General features: G+C 41.5%; 16 protein-coding genes and 1 tRNA gene. 11 read left to right on the forward strand and 6 right to left on the reverse strand.

Annotated elements, in window-relative coordinates; translation table 11 throughout:
• The first annotated feature begins 398 nt into the window (after window positions 1–398).
• Window positions 399–3,194 (forward strand): FlaD/FlaE family flagellar protein, encoded by a 2,796-nt coding sequence (locus V7O62_RS12180; RefSeq protein WP_406656601.1) that lies wholly within the window; start codon window positions 399–401, stop codon window positions 3,192–3,194.
• Window positions 3,195–3,310: 116 nt separating this feature from the next.
• Here V7O62_RS12180 and V7O62_RS12185 read toward each other — a convergent pair whose 3' ends face one another.
• The 3 genes from V7O62_RS12185 to V7O62_RS12195 form a co-directional block, all read right to left on the reverse strand.
• Window positions 3,311–3,889, reverse strand: coding sequence for a hypothetical protein (locus tag V7O62_RS12185; RefSeq protein WP_406656602.1), 579 nt, complete (start codon window positions 3,887–3,889; stop codon window positions 3,311–3,313).
• 120 nt (window positions 3,890–4,009) lie between these two features.
• A complete protein-coding gene (locus V7O62_RS12190) occupies window positions 4,010–4,501 on the reverse strand; it encodes a type IV pilin (RefSeq protein WP_406656603.1) in 492 nt (163 codons plus the stop codon).
• Window positions 4,502–4,527: 26 nt separating this feature from the next.
• On the reverse strand, window positions 4,528–4,734 hold the full coding sequence (locus V7O62_RS12195) for a DUF5371 family protein (RefSeq protein WP_406656604.1): 207 nt from the start codon (window positions 4,732–4,734) through the stop codon (window positions 4,528–4,530).
• Between the two features lie 415 nt (window positions 4,735–5,149).
• Here V7O62_RS12195 and V7O62_RS12200 point away from each other — a divergent pair, with 415 nt between their 5' ends.
• From V7O62_RS12200 to V7O62_RS12210, 3 genes are all read left to right on the forward strand, one after another.
• Complete coding sequence (locus tag V7O62_RS12200) at window positions 5,150–5,428, forward strand: ACT domain-containing protein (protein ID WP_406656605.1); 279 nt, start codon at window positions 5,150–5,152, stop codon at window positions 5,426–5,428.
• Between the two features lie 14 nt (window positions 5,429–5,442).
• Window positions 5,443–6,804: a PFL family protein gene (locus tag V7O62_RS12205; protein WP_406656606.1), complete on the forward strand. Its 1,362-nt coding sequence runs from the start codon at window positions 5,443–5,445 to the stop codon at window positions 6,802–6,804.
• A gap of 65 nt (window positions 6,805–6,869) precedes the next feature.
• The gene (locus V7O62_RS12210) at window positions 6,870–7,394 is read left to right on the forward strand and encodes a shikimate kinase (protein WP_406656607.1); all 525 of its coding nucleotides are present in this window, start codon (window positions 6,870–6,872) and stop codon (window positions 7,392–7,394) included.
• Window positions 7,395–7,434: 40 nt separating this feature from the next.
• Here V7O62_RS12210 and V7O62_RS12215 read toward each other — a convergent pair whose 3' ends face one another.
• The gene (locus V7O62_RS12215; protein WP_406656608.1) at window positions 7,435–8,286 is read right to left on the reverse strand and encodes a class I SAM-dependent methyltransferase; all 852 of its coding nucleotides are present in this window, start codon (window positions 8,284–8,286) and stop codon (window positions 7,435–7,437) included.
• A gap of 504 nt (window positions 8,287–8,790) precedes the next feature.
• Here V7O62_RS12215 and V7O62_RS12220 point away from each other — a divergent pair.
• The 4 genes from V7O62_RS12220 to V7O62_RS12235 all read left to right on the forward strand — a co-directional run bounded on the left by V7O62_RS12220 (window position 8,791) and on the right by V7O62_RS12235 (window position 12,745).
• On the forward strand, window positions 8,791–9,552 hold the full coding sequence (locus V7O62_RS12220; protein WP_406656609.1) for a P-loop NTPase: 762 nt from the start codon (window positions 8,791–8,793) through the stop codon (window positions 9,550–9,552).
• 47 nt (window positions 9,553–9,599) lie between these two features.
• Complete coding sequence (locus tag V7O62_RS12225; protein ID WP_406656610.1) at window positions 9,600–10,682, forward strand: FecCD family ABC transporter permease; 1,083 nt, start codon at window positions 9,600–9,602, stop codon at window positions 10,680–10,682.
• 61 nt (window positions 10,683–10,743) lie between these two features.
• Window positions 10,744–11,466 (forward strand): ABC transporter ATP-binding protein, encoded by a 723-nt coding sequence (locus V7O62_RS12230; protein ID WP_406658298.1) that lies wholly within the window; start codon window positions 10,744–10,746, stop codon window positions 11,464–11,466.
• A 43-nt stretch (window positions 11,467–11,509) separates the two neighbouring features.
• Window positions 11,510–12,745, forward strand: a complete 1,236-nt coding sequence (locus V7O62_RS12235; protein ID WP_406656611.1) for an ABC transporter substrate-binding protein — start codon at window positions 11,510–11,512, stop codon at window positions 12,743–12,745.
• A 116-nt stretch (window positions 12,746–12,861) separates the two neighbouring features.
• Here V7O62_RS12235 and V7O62_RS12240 read toward each other — a convergent pair.
• Window positions 12,862–12,936 (reverse strand) — tRNA-Glu (locus tag V7O62_RS12240).
• An 82-nt stretch (window positions 12,937–13,018) separates the two neighbouring features.
• Window positions 13,019–14,257 carry a proteasome-activating nucleotidase gene (locus tag V7O62_RS12245; protein WP_406656612.1) on the reverse strand — a complete coding sequence of 413 codons (1,239 nt, stop codon included), beginning with the start codon at window positions 14,255–14,257 and terminating at the stop codon, window positions 13,019–13,021.
• A 570-nt stretch (window positions 14,258–14,827) separates the two neighbouring features.
• On the opposite strand from V7O62_RS12245, the gene V7O62_RS12250 reads away from it, so the two are divergent.
• From V7O62_RS12250 to V7O62_RS12260, 3 genes are read left to right on the forward strand one after another with little or no spacing between them, the layout of a single operon-like run.
• The gene (locus V7O62_RS12250; protein ID WP_406656613.1) at window positions 14,828–15,619 is read left to right on the forward strand and encodes a hypothetical protein; all 792 of its coding nucleotides are present in this window, start codon (window positions 14,828–14,830) and stop codon (window positions 15,617–15,619) included.
• Between the two features lie 24 nt (window positions 15,620–15,643).
• Entirely contained in the window at window positions 15,644–15,883 is a 240-nt protein-coding gene (locus tag V7O62_RS12255) for a TIGR00304 family membrane protein (RefSeq protein ID WP_406656614.1), read from the forward strand.
• The gene (locus V7O62_RS12260; protein WP_406656615.1) at window positions 15,883–16,134 is read left to right on the forward strand and encodes a TIGR00304 family membrane protein; all 252 of its coding nucleotides are present in this window, start codon (window positions 15,883–15,885) and stop codon (window positions 16,132–16,134) included. The genes V7O62_RS12255 and V7O62_RS12260 overlap by 1 nt, the downstream gene beginning before the upstream one ends.
• Window positions 16,135–16,214: the final 80 nt, after the last annotated feature.

The following is a 16,214-nucleotide window of genomic DNA, read 5'->3' on the forward strand; positions in this document are numbered from 1 at the left end:
TGATTATTGTGTGATTGACATCTATTCATATGTTACCATACGCATAAGTTGATATGTAACATTCTAAAGTGAACTACATCATAGCGTCATCATTTTATATGCTTTCAAAAGTCGTTCATAAAATTTATATATTATTATTCCAAATCCACATCTAGGCGCACAAACTCACAACAAATGAATTTTAGCACAAATTTCATCCTTTATCTCTCGTCCATTCCCTCAATAATTCCCGTGCGCCTACTCTCTTTTTTGATTGATACCAATTCCAGATTGAAGAGATTTTCATGATTAATTCTTGTTCTGCATTCCTTCTTTGATGTTCGATAGCAAATTTTATATAAAAATGAGCTATATAATTATTTTGTATCTATTATCTTTCCTTGTTGTAGTTGGTTTTCATGAGTGAGTTTCCCTGGGAAGTAAAAAAAGATTCCAGTAAGGAATCATCTAATGAGGAAAAATCCGGTCCTGATAACTCAGTTTCCGCGGAAAAAAAAAGTGAGCAATCTATTCCTGATATACTTGCTAATGCATTTGCCAGCTCTCCAATGGAGGAGGCCACGTTAGAAAACCTGCCTTCTTCAGACCCTGTTTTTGATAATTCTCCGACTGTAGTTGAAACGCCTATTCAACCGCCGGGCAACTTGCCTCCTTTCATGCAGGCTAGCAGCACAGTTGAAGAAGGAAATGAGGATGTGGAAAGCTCTGTTCCTCCTTCTTTTAGCCTTGATGAGATTAGCTTTGGATTACCTGGGGCTGAGACTGTGCCCCAGAAAGATCTTTCTGCTCCTAAGAAAGAGGCCAAGAAATCTCCTCCTCCTCTTTTTGTTCCTGTGCTTCCGGGTGAAGAGGTTTCTGTGCCTACTAAGAGTGAACTTCATAAGAAAATGCCCGAACCTGCTTATGTGAATGTCCCTGAAGAATCACCTGCATTCTCACCTGAAGCTCCTAGCATCGAGGAAAATGCTGCACCTGTCAATCCCTTCCCGGAACAAAATCCTATTTCCGGGGATCAGATTCAGAAGTTGTTTTCTCCTCAGGAGGTTTCCCTGCAGGAAAAAGAGCCTGATTTGAAAAATTCATTCTCTGAAACACCTTTTTCTCCAGAAACTCCTCCTGGCCAGGCTCCTCTATCGGAAAATCCTTTTTCCGACCCGATGCCCAACTTTAACGGCCCGTTGCCTGATTATGTGGCTCCCTCTTCCAATTCTTTTTCAGATCCTTCTCCAGTATCGACAAACCCTAATCAGAATCTTAATCCATCGGAAAATGATCCATTTTTATCTTCCGTTGGAACATCCGAAGATACTAAATCTTATCTTGCCAAGGATTCAGAAAATCCTTTTTCGGATTCTGTTCCACCTTCTGCGGATCCTTTCCCTGGCTCTGCTCCTATATCTGATGATCCTTTTTCCGGTTCTTTACAACAGTCTGCTAATCCTTTCCCTGATTTTCCTTCTAATACAGGTAACCCTTTTTCAGGGCAAGATTCATCTTCAGCTGCACATTCTGCATCTCCCGGTTTAATTGGCTCGATTGGTTCTTCTGTCAAAGTTGGTAATATTATCGGGAGTTTTAATGGTGTAAGTGAAAAAGTCAAATCACTGTTAACCGGCTTGACCAGAGGGCAAAGCCTGATTGAAAGGATGGATGGGTTGACTGGTGGCGTTGATATTGCTGAAGAGCAAAATAACTCTTCACCTTTCGATGAAGCTTCCTCTTTCAATATGCCTGTCCCTCAAGCTGAACCTCCGGCTGCTGAGCAGGTTTTTCCACCTGTAGGGCCGGCGATTCCCGAACCAAAAGATGATGTCAAAAATGAAATTAATGTTGTATCTCCTTTTGATGAAACAATTGAACAATCTGTCTCTCAGGAAATTAGGACAATCACTCCTGTAACAGAGCCCCTGATGGAACTAAAAGAGGAACAAAAAATTGACTTTTCTGCTCTTGAGAATTTTGAAAATTCAGAAGTTCTATCTCCTGATCAAAGAGATGATATATCTGAAGTAATTCCTGTGGATCCTCAGGAAAAAGAAGTAAATTCCATATCTCCAATGAGCAGTTTATCACTAAATGATATTGGTGTTCTCTCAGATGATTGCAAGATGTCAGATGATCTGGCATGTCCGGATGTTACCTCTCAAGCAGCAACAATTTCAGAGGATGAACTTGCTCAGGTAGGACAAATGTCATCTGATATCCAATGTCTAAGATCCGAACTTGAAGAAATGCTTTCCCGTTTTGAAGATGTTGAAGGTAATGTTTCAGATTTGTCGGAGAATGTGTCCGGTTTTGGACCACTGCTATCAACTATAGAAAACAGTGAAGGACTTTTGGCTAGTACTGGCACTAAAGTTGATTCTCTTGACGGGAAGGTAGATGCTCTTGAAGGTAAGGTTTCTGGTCTTGAGAATGCGCTGGTCAGTGTTCAGTCTGACAATGAGGATATCAGATCAAGCCTTACAAGAATCGAGGAAAGCGTATCGGAGCTTGTGAATTCTTATACTGCCTTGCTGGTGCAGATGCATGAATCTGCTCAGGAGAATGATTCAAGGTTTTTGCAGTTTGAAAGTAGACTGGAAATGCTTGATCCGATTGAATCCCGTTTATCTGTTATTGAAAAGATCCAGGAAGAATCAAGGTCAACTTCACTTGAGCTTGCACGATCTGTCAGTTCCCTGGTTGATGAACTCGGGGCTACGTCTTCAGGTCTCGGTGAGTTTAAGGAAAGTTGTGAACTTTGGCAGGATAAATTTGAGAAAAACCTGGATTCGGTTACTGAATACCTTGATTCGGAACTCAAAAAAATAGGAGCACGCAGCTATAAAGGATTTGGCCAGAATGTACACCTTTCCAATATAATGAAGAATTCTACTAATATGAAGCTCTGTATGGAATGGCTTGAGTTCCTGATGGGACTTGTGGGGAGAAATAATCTTCCTGATATATTATCCTACTATGAGGATCTGGGATGGCTTACTGAAGATGTCAGGGTGGAGTTGATGCATTATGCAGAAGGCATCGATTTCTATATGGAGAAACCTGACTGGAAACTAACTCCTGATGATCATGTCAAATCTATCTGGTTCATTGAGAGCCTTGCAGGGATGAAGGTAGACAAGAACAAGCTTTCAGTGATCGATCGTGACATTGAGAAGGTCAAGAAAGGTAATGAGATATACGGCATTTGATTAAATTTTCAGGTTATTTGCAAAAGAAGAAGATTATATTTAAAGAAAAACATGTGAACCTACTGGTTCACAAAATTGTTCTGCCTTTTACAAGGAATCTGGTTGCAAGACCACAATCATGCTGTTTCTGTTACGTAGGTCTCGGAACTTTGCAGGTCTTCCCCTGTCAACTCGAGAGTCACGCCTGCGAGTAATATCTGGCTGAGGGGTGCTGTTATCAGCAAGCCTATCAGTAATGCTATTACACCGATTACATTGAGGACTAATATTATTACGTAAAGAACCAGACTTTCGACAGGATTCTCCTTCACTGTCTCGAAAGTTTCCTGGATGGCATCAATACCACTGTATCCTTTGATAACAAGCAGGGGTAATCCGAAAATAAACAGTATCCCTACTATCGTACTCAGGATTGAATGTATTGCTCCGGCTATTGCCAAGACAATTATGTATATTAACATATAGATCCAGCTTCGAATGAAGTTTCCATCTCTGAAGCCCTCAAAAACATCATTTATTTCAATAGGCTCGTTTCTTGCTCCTTTAACGCCCATATATGTTAAGCCATATGCAAGGGGAGCAATTGTTACAATAAATATCATGCCAATAAATGCAATTATCGTAGCTACTGCATAAGTAACGATATTGTCTTTCTGGAAATTCCAAGAACTTTTCAATAAACTTTCATAATCCATTATAAACCACATCCTTTAAATGGTTATATAACGGTCTTCTGGAAAGTATATATACTTTTTTAATTTTTGATATAAAAAAAGAAGAAAAAAGTGACGCAAGATGCGTCATTAAATATGTGTTTAGAACCTGACATCCATGTCAGCGATCATCTGCTGGCTTGAAACATCGATAATGTTTACTTCTACAATATCGCCAGTACTTCCAATTGCTGAAGTGAAGTTGGTGTTGTCATTTGTTATGTTTGCAACGTAGAAATCGTTACCTGCGCCTTTCTTTCCTATATAGAGGCGTTCTCCCGCAGTGAATCTTTCGTCAACTTGTGCATAGGTCACTTCATTTCCATCAATGAGGAATTTGGTGTTTGTTGAACTAAGTACGATTTCATCTCCGCCTTGATGTTCAAGCATAACAATGTTTACTTGGGTGGAACCAGTTGATTCAGTAGCGCTTGATCTCAGACTTGCCTGTGGCGCCTGTTCTGGTGGTCCCATGCCGAATACGAATGCTGCTATAACTGCAGCAAGGATGACAGTGATTGCGACCATCAGGATAACGCCGATGACCGGGGATACTGCATCTTCTTCCTTAAGGAATTGGTTTGCTTTACTCATGTTCTGTTCCTCTCTCATTCAAAAGTCTACACTTTCTTTTGCTTTTTTTTCTGGACAACTTTTTCAAGTTTCTTTGTCCACATTTTATCGTCGAGGTCGGTATATTCGCACTCGAGATAATGTTGCACCGCTATACTCAAAGCTTCTTTTGTAGACGACTCATTGCATTTCTTCTTAAGGGCCGCCAATTCATCCTCTGTGAGTACGGTTTGTGCATGTACAATTTTCACCATTGTTTCGCCTGAGTGTTCGACTTTGAATCATTTGATGAGCACTGCTGCTCAATCATCATCATTATAATAATAATATCATTTCTATAAATACTTATTGATAATGATGCGTGAGCTTAATGCCTCGTCCCATATATGAATTTTATTTTATATTAATCTTATTATATTCTAAAAAATTTTTATACAATGTGACATTTGATCTGAGGCTTTCTAGTAAAGATACTAATATTTCTTGAAATATGTTTGTTTTTATATTTATGCTCATACTGCAATTGAGCTTTTGCTCTTTGTTTTGTTGCATCTATGTTTTTAGGCTGACTATGGAGATGAGTGCCCATATGCTAGCAAAACCAGAAATACAACTTAATCTATTATACATGCAAGTACTCTAATTGTTTGTAATCTAGAAGGATAGATCATGGTTCCCAGTCGTTTCATAATAACAGTCATTGGTATCGATAAAGTTGGTATTGTTGCAGACGTTAGCCGGGTGATGGCGGATTTCAACGTTAATATTGTAGATATCAGCCAGACCATCATGGAAGACCTGTTTACGATGATTATGCTTGCGGAAGTAAAAGAGGAGAACTTTGACCTTGTGTCCTTCCAGAAAGCCATGTCTGAGACAGGTCGTGAACTTGGTGTCGAAGCAAAGGTTCAGCATGAAGATACTTTTCGTTTCATGCACAGGATCTGAAGGGGGATTTTTCAGTGATTATTCATCCGGAAGAGATTCTTGAAACTATCAAAATGGTGTCCAATGAGAATCTTGATATCAGGACCGTGACAATGGGTATCAGTTTGCGCGACTGCAGCAACCCTGACATAGATATCCTTAACGAGAATATCTATAACAAAATCACCACATACGCACGTGACCTTGTGAAAACCACAGATGAAGTGCAAAGCCTCTATGGAATTCCTATTACCAATAAAAGAATCTCAGTTACTCCTATTGCAGTTGTTGCAGAAAGCTGTAATGTTTCGGACCTGACCTCGGTAGCCCGGACACTTGACAAAGCTGCAGAGGATGTAGGGGTGGATTTCATTGGAGGATTCAGTGCTCTTGTTCAGAAGGGCATGACATCTGGCGATCTGAAGCTTATCAACTCTATTCCTGCTGCACTTTCGGGAACAAAGAAGGTATGCTCGTCAATCAATGTGGCAACAACCAAAGCCGGAATAAATATGGATGCTGTGGCACTCATGGGAAAGATTATCAGGGAAACAGCACAGTTAACCTGTGAGGAAGGGGGCATAGGCTGTGCAAAACTTGTGGTTTTTGCAAACGCTCCTGATGATAATCCCTTCATGGCAGGTGCATTTCATGGAATAGGCGAGCCGGAGTGTACTATCAATGTAGGTGTGAGTGGTCCTGGTGTGGTTAACTCGGCAGTAAGAGCATTGGAAGACCCTTCACTTGGTGACATATCTGAATGTATCAAGAAAACGGCTTTCAAGATAACCCGCATGGGTGAAATCATTGGGAAAGAGGTCGCTAAGCGCCTGGATGCTAAATTCGGCGTGCTTGACCTGTCTCTTGCTCCTACTCCTGCTATAGGTGACAGTGTTGCTGCGATACTTGAGGCAATGGGTCTGGAGAGTTGCGGTACCCACGGCACTACTGCTGCATTGGCCCTATTGAATGATGCAGTGAAGAAGGGAGGTGCAATGGCTTCCTCGTCCGTTGGAGGCCTGAGCGGTGCCTTCATTCCTGTTAGTGAGGATGAAGGTATGATCAGGGCGGTCAGAAGAGGTTCACTCAGTCTTGATAAGCTGGAGGCAATGACCAGCGTATGCTCGGTGGGTCTGGACATGATTGCAGTTCCTGGTGATACACCTGCACCAACTATATCCGCTATCATTGCAGATGAAATGGCTATTGGAATGATCAACAAGAAAACAACTGCCGTGCGAATCATCCCTGCTCCTGGGAAGACTATAGGTGACATGGTGGAATTCGGTGGCCTGCTGGGTACCGCACCTGTGATGCCAGTGAACGGTTTTAGCTCAGAGAACTTCATTGCAAGGGGCGGCAGGATACCTGCGCCAATACAGGCATTGACAAATTGAGATTATTTGTTTTTGGGACAAAGCTACGGACAACAGAGAAATGTAAAAGCTGAACGGATGGCAGTATGATTATAACTCTTATCGGTATGCCCGGTGCGGGCAAGAGCTCCGTGGGAAATGCACTTGCCAGTCATCTGGGGTATTGCTTTATCGATACTGATGCTCTCATTCAGGAATATTCAGGCTCAGCTCTTCAGGAGCTGATAGATGAGAAAGGTGATACTGCTCTTATTGATGTAGAAGAGGAGTGCATACTTTTACTTGAGTTGCAGGACAATTGCATCATCTCTACGGGTGGTAGTGTGATCTATTCCGAAAAAGCCATGCATTTTTTGCAAAACCAGTCGATTATTGTTTTTTTGGACGTGCCCTTTGGTATAATTAAAAATAGGCTTTCTAACCTTGATAAGCGGGGAGTTGTAGGTTTGAAGGACAAAGGCCTCTATCAGCTTTACAAGGAAAGGTCTGGTCTTTATGCTGAGTTTGCTGAAATCAGGATCAAAGTCAAAGGAAGGGATAAAGTCCGGGACGTTGTAGGTAAAATAGTAACACAGACATCCAGCGTGCTGGATGTTTCTAACGATCGCTGAATTTTTTCTAGACAACAGCTGGAACCCATTCCAAGAACATTCACTTGTTGTTGATATCTTTTGTTTTCCACCAGATCTTTACTCTGGTTGAGCTGGCTTGATATTTGAAGGCTCCCTTATCTTTTTCAAGCTTATTCTCTAGATAATCTGCAAATGTTGCCTTTTGATCTTCAGTGGTCAATGAGAAATGGTTTGAAAGACTATTCACTGCTTCTTCTATAGATTGATAACTTTCGGTATATTCAAGTTTGAATGTCTGCATGTTGGGGTAAATTCCCATCTGGTAAAGAATATTGTAGAGAACATCGCATCTCGGGTTGGGAATATAGTCTGTTCCATGTAGTCGGTACCATACTTCTCGAGATAGCTTTTCCCATGTGGTATCTCCCGCAAACCAGTAAAGGTAGACATGGCCTGATGACACTGATTCCATATCCTCGATTGCTTTGCGGATGTCATCCATCCCTAATGAAAAAGATGCAATGATGATGTCATAGGGGCCATCAAGGTCTTTTTCAGTATCGATATCTTCCCACTTTTTCCTGACAATGTTGATGTTGTCGCATCCGTACTCCTCTATTTTCTCCTGCAAAACCTCGGTCATGCCTGTAGATGGTTCTATGGCTGTCACATGACTGACTTTTTGGGAGAGTGGAATTGCAAGTGATCCAGGTCCTGCACCGATGTCAAGTACCTTTGATTCTGGTGTGATGTTCAGTGTTTCAATTGTTTTTCTTGCTCTCTTCTGTCCGTCTCTTTGTGAAATGTCCCAGAATTTTCTTGCATTCTCTTTATCTTCCCAGATTGAGGCACATTCTTTTTTCTCACTTGCCCTGTGCTTTTTCATCTGTTCTGTCCAGACATCGTTCCAGTCTATATCTTGCAATTCCATATTCATCTTCCTTAAATTGTTCTTGATACTTTCTTGTCCTTGGGGGTAGGTCTGGCAACTCCAAAATCCATGCAATTCTGTGCTGCTATCAGAACTTCACATGCTTTCTGGGTGATCTATGGTTCCATTCTTTTATGCGGTTGGAAACGAATTTGGCTAAGATTATCGGTATGCACAGGATGGCAATTATCTTGCTTTTTTTTAATTTTGCCTGACCTTTCTTCAAATCATAATGTCAAGTATGTAATGAGCATGTAATATTAAGATATTATGGTTTAGTAATACTAATTGTTATGAATATCTTTTTATATCATAATATCTTCTGTGCTATTGTCGCTGGTAACACAAAAAACTGATAAAATAGCAATAAAAACGATGCTTTATTGGAAATAGTGCTATGGCATTCTCCAGGAGTATGTTCATATGGGTAAGTTACCAGCTTGTCAAATGAAGTGGGTCCGCACATGTAAGGGTCCGCTTAAAAATAAATAAAGTGGTGATATTTTGAAAATACTTTTATGTGGTAAAGGTGGATGTGGAAAAAGTACATTAACAGCCTTACTTGCACAAGCCATGGTCCGAGGGGGATATAATGTCCTTGTTGTAGACAATGACGAATCCAACTTCGGACTTCACCGGCAGTTAGGAATGGAATTGCCGCAGGATTTCCTTAATTATTTCGGCGGAAAAAATGAGCTTGCTGAAAAGATGATGAATAGTTTTTCATCAGGGGAAGAGGTTCAGTTTTTTGAAAGCAGGTGGGAAATAGCCGATATTCCCAGAGAATATGTCTCCAGAAATGGAAACTTATCACTCATGTCAGTAGGGAAAATCCATGATTTTGGTGAGGGTTGTGCCTGTCCTATGGGTGCTCTTTCAAAACATTTACTGAAGAATATTGACACTGCAAGTAATGATTTTGTTCTTGTCGATACTGAAGCTGGTGTCGAGCATTTTGGCAGGGGTGTAGAGGAAGGCTGCGATGCACTGTTCATGGTTATTGACCCATCTTATGAATCTATACGTCTGTCAGAGAAGATAAGCAATCTTGCGAATGCTGCCGGAAAAGAACTATATTTTGTGCTGAACAGGGTTGAAGGGGGAAGTAAAACTATTCTTTTTGAGCAAGTTCCTCAAAATCGTGTTCTTGCGACTCTTCCTATTATGGAATCTGTTTTCAGAGCAGGTTTGCTTGGGAATGAATTCAATGTAAACTCTCCGGAAATAGAGTCAATAGTATCTTTTTTAGTGAAATTAAAAGACTAATTTATTGCAGTTTAGCAATACATGCCTAACTTTTAAGGAGGAGAAAAATGCTTGAAGTTTTCAGAAAAGGCTTTCAATTGAAAGATGAATATAAAGTAAATCTTGAAGCTTTTTCTGATACTCGTAAATATGGTATTCTTTTCATCTTCTTTTTATCTCTGGTTCTTTGTGCAGTGCTTGCAATGTTAATGGGAGCTTATGATGTCTCTTTTACAAATGTTTATGCAACCATATTTGCAAACATCAATCCATATCAGGATATTTCCGGAGTCAGCAAGCTGCATAATACTATAATATGGAATATTCGTCTCCCGAGAGTCCTGCTGGCCATCGCTGTCGGAGCTGCTCTTGCAACATCCGGTGCCGTCTTCCAGGGTTGTTTCAAGAATCCTTTGGTTGAGCCATATATTCTTGGTGTTTCTTCAGGTGCTGCATTTGGTGCAGCATTGGGGATCGTTTATCCTGAAATTTTCAGTTCTGTACAGGTGGCTGCATTCATTTTTGGATCGATTGCCGTATTGGCTGCATATATGCTGGCAAGAACACGAGGTCAGACTCCGGTAGTAACTCTGATACTCGGCGGCATAATAATCGGGTCGATATTCTCGGCATTAGTCTCTCTTCTAAAATACACCGCTGATGATTCGGCACTGCGTGAGATTGTATTTTGGCTTATGGGTGGCTTCTATTACGCTACCTGGAATGATGTTATGATTACAGTGCCAATAGTGTTTGTCTCTTTCCTGATAATGTGGATGTATGCATGGAAATTGAATATCCTCTCTATGGGAGATGAAGAAGCAAAAGCATTGGGTGTAAATCCTGAAAGATCAAAATTTATTATCATCTCTATTGCTACTCTTGTTACGGCAATTGCAGTTTCAGTTGTTGGGATTGTTGCATGGGTAGGTCTTATGATGCCACATGCGGCAAGAATGACAGTAGGGCCTGATAACAGATTTGTAATACCTTCTGCAGCTATGCTCGGAAGCATCTATCTGATCGTATGCGATACAATGGCAAGAACACTTACGACTTCTGAAATCCCGGTGGGGATTATTACTTCGATACTCGGGGCCCCATACCTTTGCTATCTGTTACGGAACAAAGGAAGATCTCTGCTGGGGTGATCATATTCTTCAGGTAAAGAATATTCATTTTAACTATGGGTCCACCACCATTCTGCATGACATATCGTTCAATGTTGAAGAAGGCCAGCTTTGCGGACTTTTCGGGCCGAATGGGTGTGGAAAGACCACACTATTCAAATGTTGTATGAAATTTCTGAAATATTCTAAAGGCTCGGTTGTTATGGATGGTGTTGATATCGGTGATTGCAGGATTGAGGATATGGCAAAGATAGTAGCCTATGTTCCCCAGGAGCACAAACCCCCGTTCCCATATCTTGTTAAAGAAGTAGTTCTGATGGGAAGAACTCCGCATTTAGGTGCTTTTTTTGGTATCAGGCAGGTGGATAAGAAGAAAGCATGGGATGCTTTGGAATTACTGGAGATTTCTCATCTTGCAGAGCAGCCTTATAATCAATTGTCAGGAGGACAACGGCAAATGGTACTTATTGCCAGGGCCATAGCTCAGGAAACGCGTATTATTTTTCTGGATGAACCCACCTCCGCACTTGATTTCCGCAACCAGATGGGTATATGGGACCTTATGCGTAAAATAAGCGAGCAGGGGATCACAATTCTTGCATGCAGCCATGATCCGAACCATGTTTCATGGTTTTGTGATAAGGTTGTAGTTATGAACCGGAACGGGATAATCAGCCAGGGTCCTCCTGATCGTGTGATTACTGAAGATATTCTTAATGATGTTTATCAGGATATGTGTGCTGTCAGGTCTTTTGATGGGATAAGAATGGTGCTTCCCAGAAGTGTTTCTGCAAGAGTGAGGTAGTTTTCCGGAGATTAAATCTTTTAGCCTTTTAAATGGAGAAGTAATGATGAAAATCAATGTACATTATTTTTTGGTGCTTGTTGTTTTGCTAAGCTTCTTGCTAGGTGTCGGATGCACTGAAAATGGAAATGATAGCTCTATTGCAGTTGAACAACAATACAGGACTGTTGTTGACAGTCGTGGGGTTGTTGTCCAGGTGCCGGCGGATATTGAGAGGGTTGCTACGGTTAGTGATGGTTTTGTCGAAGGCGTCATGGCAGCTATCGGAGTTCAGGATACTCTTGTAGGAGTCGGCTCCAGCTGTCTTCAGCGTAATTTTAATTACACGTATGAAACAGTTGGCGGGGAAACATATGTTTATGAGGATGGCATGAATCCGGTGACATACTTAAATCCCTGGATAATGGATCTGCCTTTGTTTGTATCTTCCGGTTCCGCAATCAATTATGAGACTCTTGCAAGTCTTGAACCGGATGTTGTGATTGTTCGTGCAGGCAGTTGCTCTCTCCGATATGTTGAAGATGAGACTACCCGGAAGAGTATCGAGACAATAGAATCCCTGGGAATTCCTCTTATTGTACTTCACAGTCCGAATTGTTATGATTCTCCTGATATGTCTACAATATCTGATGAAATCAATATCATTGGCCAGGTCTTTGGTAAAGAGAATGAAACAGGAATTATTGCTGATTACCTGGAGGAACAGGTGAAGTTTGTAAGTGAGAAAACACAGGATGTGCAGGATGAGGATAAGCCTGAAGTATTGATATTCGGTGCCTCTCCCAAGGCACGTGGAAACGGTGGAGCCGGGCAGGTCTTTGGTCTTGATACGATCGAGTCTTTCTTTATTCAGGACATTGTGGATGCTAACAATGCTTTCCAGGAAGAAGGATATTTCAAGACAGTAAGTTCCGAGCATTTGCTGGCACTCAATCCTGATGTTATTGTGCTCTGTACTGCATCCGGCTATCATCCGCCTCTTGAACTCTATGAAGCACCTTATTATCAAAATCTTCAGGAGATGGATGCCATAAAGAATCGAAAGGTAGTGGCACTCCCATGGTCGCCCTGTAATTGTGCAAAAAGATTAGAGTATCCTATTGATGTAATGGTGATAGCAACAGGTACATATCCTGAGTTATTTGAGGATGTGGAGCTTGATGAATGGTTACTGGAATTCTACCAACAGGTCTATGGGGTAGACCTGGAAACCGCAAAAGAGTTACGTTCTGCCCAGTGGATGGATTGGACTGTTGAGGAATGTCCGACCTGTCCATGATTCTTTTTTTTTATTTGTGCTACTATTGGTACGGCTCTTATATTTTTCAGGAAAAAAGTGCGGCAACTCAGTTAAAAGATTAAATTTCAAAACAAAAATTAAGAGTAATAGAAGAATGCTCCGATGGGGATTCGAACCCCAGTCGCAGGAGTGAGAGTCCTGCATGATTGGCCGTGCTACACTATCGGAGCAATTTGATTTGGCTTAACAGCATCTTGAAAGTCATTTAATGCATATTAACCTTTCGTTTGGAAAAATGTGGGTACATTTGCTTTATGCAAACATACCGTGAGGAATATTTGTCTCTTCTTCGGTGACTACTTTTTCGTAGGCATCCATGAAGTCTTTCATTCTTATCTTGTCGCCACGTCTTCTCAGGACAAACATGCCGGCTTCCTTGGTGATGATCTTGAGATCAGCACCGCTCAGGCCATCGGTTATTCTTGAGAGTTTTTCGAAGTCAACATCCGTATCAAGATTCATCTTGCGGGTGTGTATCTTCATGATCTCCGTACGTCCCTTCTCGTCGGGGATTGGCACTTCGATCACACGGTCAAAGCGTCCCGGGCGGAGCAATGCAGGGTCCAGCAGATCTATCCTGTTGGTTGCAGCAATAATTTTGACATCTCTTGTTGCGTCAAAACCATCCATCTCCGCAAGCAACTGGAGCATTGTCCTGTTGACTTCTGCAGAACCTGTGGTGCCATCATGTGTACGCATGCCTCCCACAGCATCGATCTCGTCAATGAATAATATCGATGGAGCTTTGTCCCTGGCCATCTGGAATACATCTTTAACAAGGCGCGCACCTTCACCCACGAACTTCTGAATCAGGTCTGAGCCTGACATGCGGATGAAAGTTGCCTGCGCGCGGGATGCAACGGCCTTTGCAATAAGTGTTTTTCCAGTTCCTGGTGCACCGTAAAGCAGAACTCCTGTTGGTGGCTCTATACCTATCTTCTCAAAAAGCTCAGGCTCGGTAAGTGGTAACTCTACGGATTCAATGACTTCCTTGAGGACATCGTCAAGTCCTCCTATCATATCATAGTCCACGCCAGGTGAATTGATTAGTTCCATGACCTGTGCGCGCACATCGGCTGCCCTGCTGATAATGGATATTATGGAGAATGCAGCATTTACACAGACTCTCATTCCTGGCTGTATCTCGCCATGGAAATTGGCAGGGATCTTTGTGACAACTTCCTGGTTGTTCCCGTGTTGTCTTATGACTGCCATGTCATTTTCTACTTCCATTACACTGGCAATGAAAAGTGGGGGCCTTGTCAACTGCTCAATCTGTTTTTTGAGCTTATTGGCCTCTTCAAGGTAACTATTGGCCAGCATGCTCGCTTCAAGTAATTTTGCCCGCATATTCTCATTGCTCACCTTCAGTACTTCGATTTCCTGAAGCAGTGAATCAACGTCTTTTTTTTCAGTATCTTCTGACTCCATAGGAGTCCCCATTTTTGGGTTTTCAGTGTCAACCGGCGACTCAGCACTACTGTTTGACATAAGGGCATACTATGGGCATCATGTCATATAAATCAACTGCAAGCATTTCAGGGAAGCCTTGCCTTCTCTGGTGGAAAGTTTTTAGCTCCTTTCCGTTTCTTTTTTAGTTTCACAAAAAACAGGAATTTTTTCTGTATTTCAGCTTTTTTTGACGAATAAATTCATTTTAAGGTGTTATTTTGTAATTAAAGACTTTAATGCTGTATTTAATTGTGATAATTAAAAATTGAGTTCATAACAGGACAAAAAAGAAAAATTTATCTACCATTAATTTCACTTAATGAATTAGTGGAAGGATAGTATGGCTGTCTTAATCTCTTTAAATCAAGAAAAAAGGGATAATAGGGCTTTATTCTGTCTAAAAACAAATGCATACTGATATCAAACGGAATATTTATATATTATTACTTCCATTTAAGTAATTGTAGGTCACACGGAAACATTGTGTTCCGGAAGTGATCACATATCAACGGATCAAGATTAAACGAGCAACCATTATCTGAGGGGATAAATGGTATGTGAATCCACAAATCTGAGGGGATGAATGGATCTGCAAAAGAGGCAAATAGGATGAAGGTTCGGCTTGAGATCATCGATGAAGATGGCGCTGAAAGCACGAGTGTCGAATTCGGCGGGAAGCACTGGAAACGGTGCATCCTTGCATTCATAGACTCTCTAGAGGACGAGAACAAAATATACACCGAACCTTCGTCTATTAACTCATCTAATACTTCTTCCGGTAACGTTCCAACTGCTATACAACAACCTGTGATGCCATATTCACAAACTGTGAATCCGGTTCAGGAACAGCAATTGCCTTTACAACAGCAAGTTCCTCCGCAGTTCTACCAGCAGTTGCAATCACAACAGGCTTTCCAGCCAAATAATTATTATCTGCCCCCTGCGGCAGCACCATATTACTTCCATGGTCAGTCGGCTCAGCAAAACTCCTCTATAGCCCAACCACCACCACTCCACAACCAACAGGTTCAGCCGACTGTACCAGAAGTAATGAATGCCCGGCAGGATGCTCACATAGCTCCTGTCCGTACCACCACTTTGAGGGAACGAATCAATGATTCTTCCCTTACTATTAATGAGAGGCTTGAACTCTTTCTTAAATATGAGTATCCAAGAGTCTGGTTTTCTTCACAGGACATCCAGCAGCAATATGAAAGAATATACGGTCCAATAAAACAGAGCACTGTATCTACATATCTCTCAAGGATGTTCCAGAAAAAACTTCTTGACCGCCGTGGTAACAGAACCCAGCGTGAATACAGGTACATTGCAGATGAAATGGAACCATCCTATCCTGATACCAGGGTAAATGTTCCGCATCAATTCCATCACAGGGTATAAATCCCACAAATCCTTTTCTTAACCATGAGTTCTTCTCAGAATGCTATTCGTATTGGCATTTTACTCATTGTCCTTGGTTTTATCCTTGTATTCCTGGGTATGTTATCTTCCTCAGGTGGGTCTGACGGAGAATTCGGAGGTGTCCTTCTCATCGGTCCGATACCAATAGCTTTTGGTTCTTCTCCTGAGATCACAACTTCAATGCTGTGGGCAGGTGTTATTATAGCAATCGCTTATCTCCTGTTCGCAAGGAGGATGTCATAATGTCTGCATTGCTTATCTCCGTAGGCATGCTCTTAATCATGCTTGGATTTCTTTTTATCATACTCGGTAGTATGGGTTCAATGCTCGGAAACAGGGAGAATGATGAATCCTCGGGAGCCGAGGTGAAAGGTAGTGGACTAATTATGATAGGTCCTATCCCGATAATCTTTGGTTCCGACAATAAGAGTGCACAAACCCTGATCATCCTGGCAATAGCTCTTATGGTTATTTATTTCATTGTTTTCAGGTGAGTATTCTGTGGTTAAGCTGTGATCCTGTTAAATTGTTTTTTGTTGTTCACAAATTTGTAATAGGCATGCGTAGCCATTGT

The organism is Methanolobus sp. ZRKC2, assembly GCF_045291185.1.
In the GTDB taxonomy this organism is placed as follows: domain Archaea; phylum Halobacteriota; class Methanosarcinia; order Methanosarcinales; family Methanosarcinaceae; genus Methanolobus.

Coding starts and splice junctions, on each gene's coding strand:
- V7O62_RS12180 (WP_406656601.1), top strand. CDS start 399: ATGAGTGAGTTTCCCTGGGAAGTAAAAAAAGATTCCAGTAAGGAATCA.
- V7O62_RS12185 (WP_406656602.1), bottom strand. CDS start 3,889: ATGGATTATGAAAGTTTATTGAAAAGTTCTTGGAATTTCCAGAAAGAC.
- V7O62_RS12190 (WP_406656603.1), bottom strand. CDS start 4,501: ATGAGTAAAGCAAACCAATTCCTTAAGGAAGAAGATGCAGTATCCCCG.
- V7O62_RS12195 (WP_406656604.1), bottom strand. CDS start 4,734: ATGGTGAAAATTGTACATGCACAAACCGTACTCACAGAGGATGAATTG.
- V7O62_RS12200 (WP_406656605.1), top strand. CDS start 5,150: ATGGTTCCCAGTCGTTTCATAATAACAGTCATTGGTATCGATAAAGTT.
- V7O62_RS12210 (WP_406656607.1), top strand. CDS start 6,870: ATGATTATAACTCTTATCGGTATGCCCGGTGCGGGCAAGAGCTCCGTG.
- V7O62_RS12215 (WP_406656608.1), bottom strand. CDS start 8,286: ATGGAATTGCAAGATATAGACTGGAACGATGTCTGGACAGAACAGATG.
- V7O62_RS12225 (WP_406656610.1), top strand. CDS start 9,600: ATGCTTGAAGTTTTCAGAAAAGGCTTTCAATTGAAAGATGAATATAAA.
- V7O62_RS12235 (WP_406656611.1), top strand. CDS start 11,510: ATGATGAAAATCAATGTACATTATTTTTTGGTGCTTGTTGTTTTGCTA.
- V7O62_RS12245 (WP_406656612.1), bottom strand. CDS start 14,257: ATGTCAAACAGTAGTGCTGAGTCGCCGGTTGACACTGAAAACCCAAAA.
- V7O62_RS12250 (WP_406656613.1), top strand. CDS start 14,828: ATGAAGGTTCGGCTTGAGATCATCGATGAAGATGGCGCTGAAAGCACG.
- V7O62_RS12255 (WP_406656614.1), top strand. CDS start 15,644: ATGAGTTCTTCTCAGAATGCTATTCGTATTGGCATTTTACTCATTGTC.
- V7O62_RS12260 (WP_406656615.1), top strand. CDS start 15,883: ATGTCTGCATTGCTTATCTCCGTAGGCATGCTCTTAATCATGCTTGGA.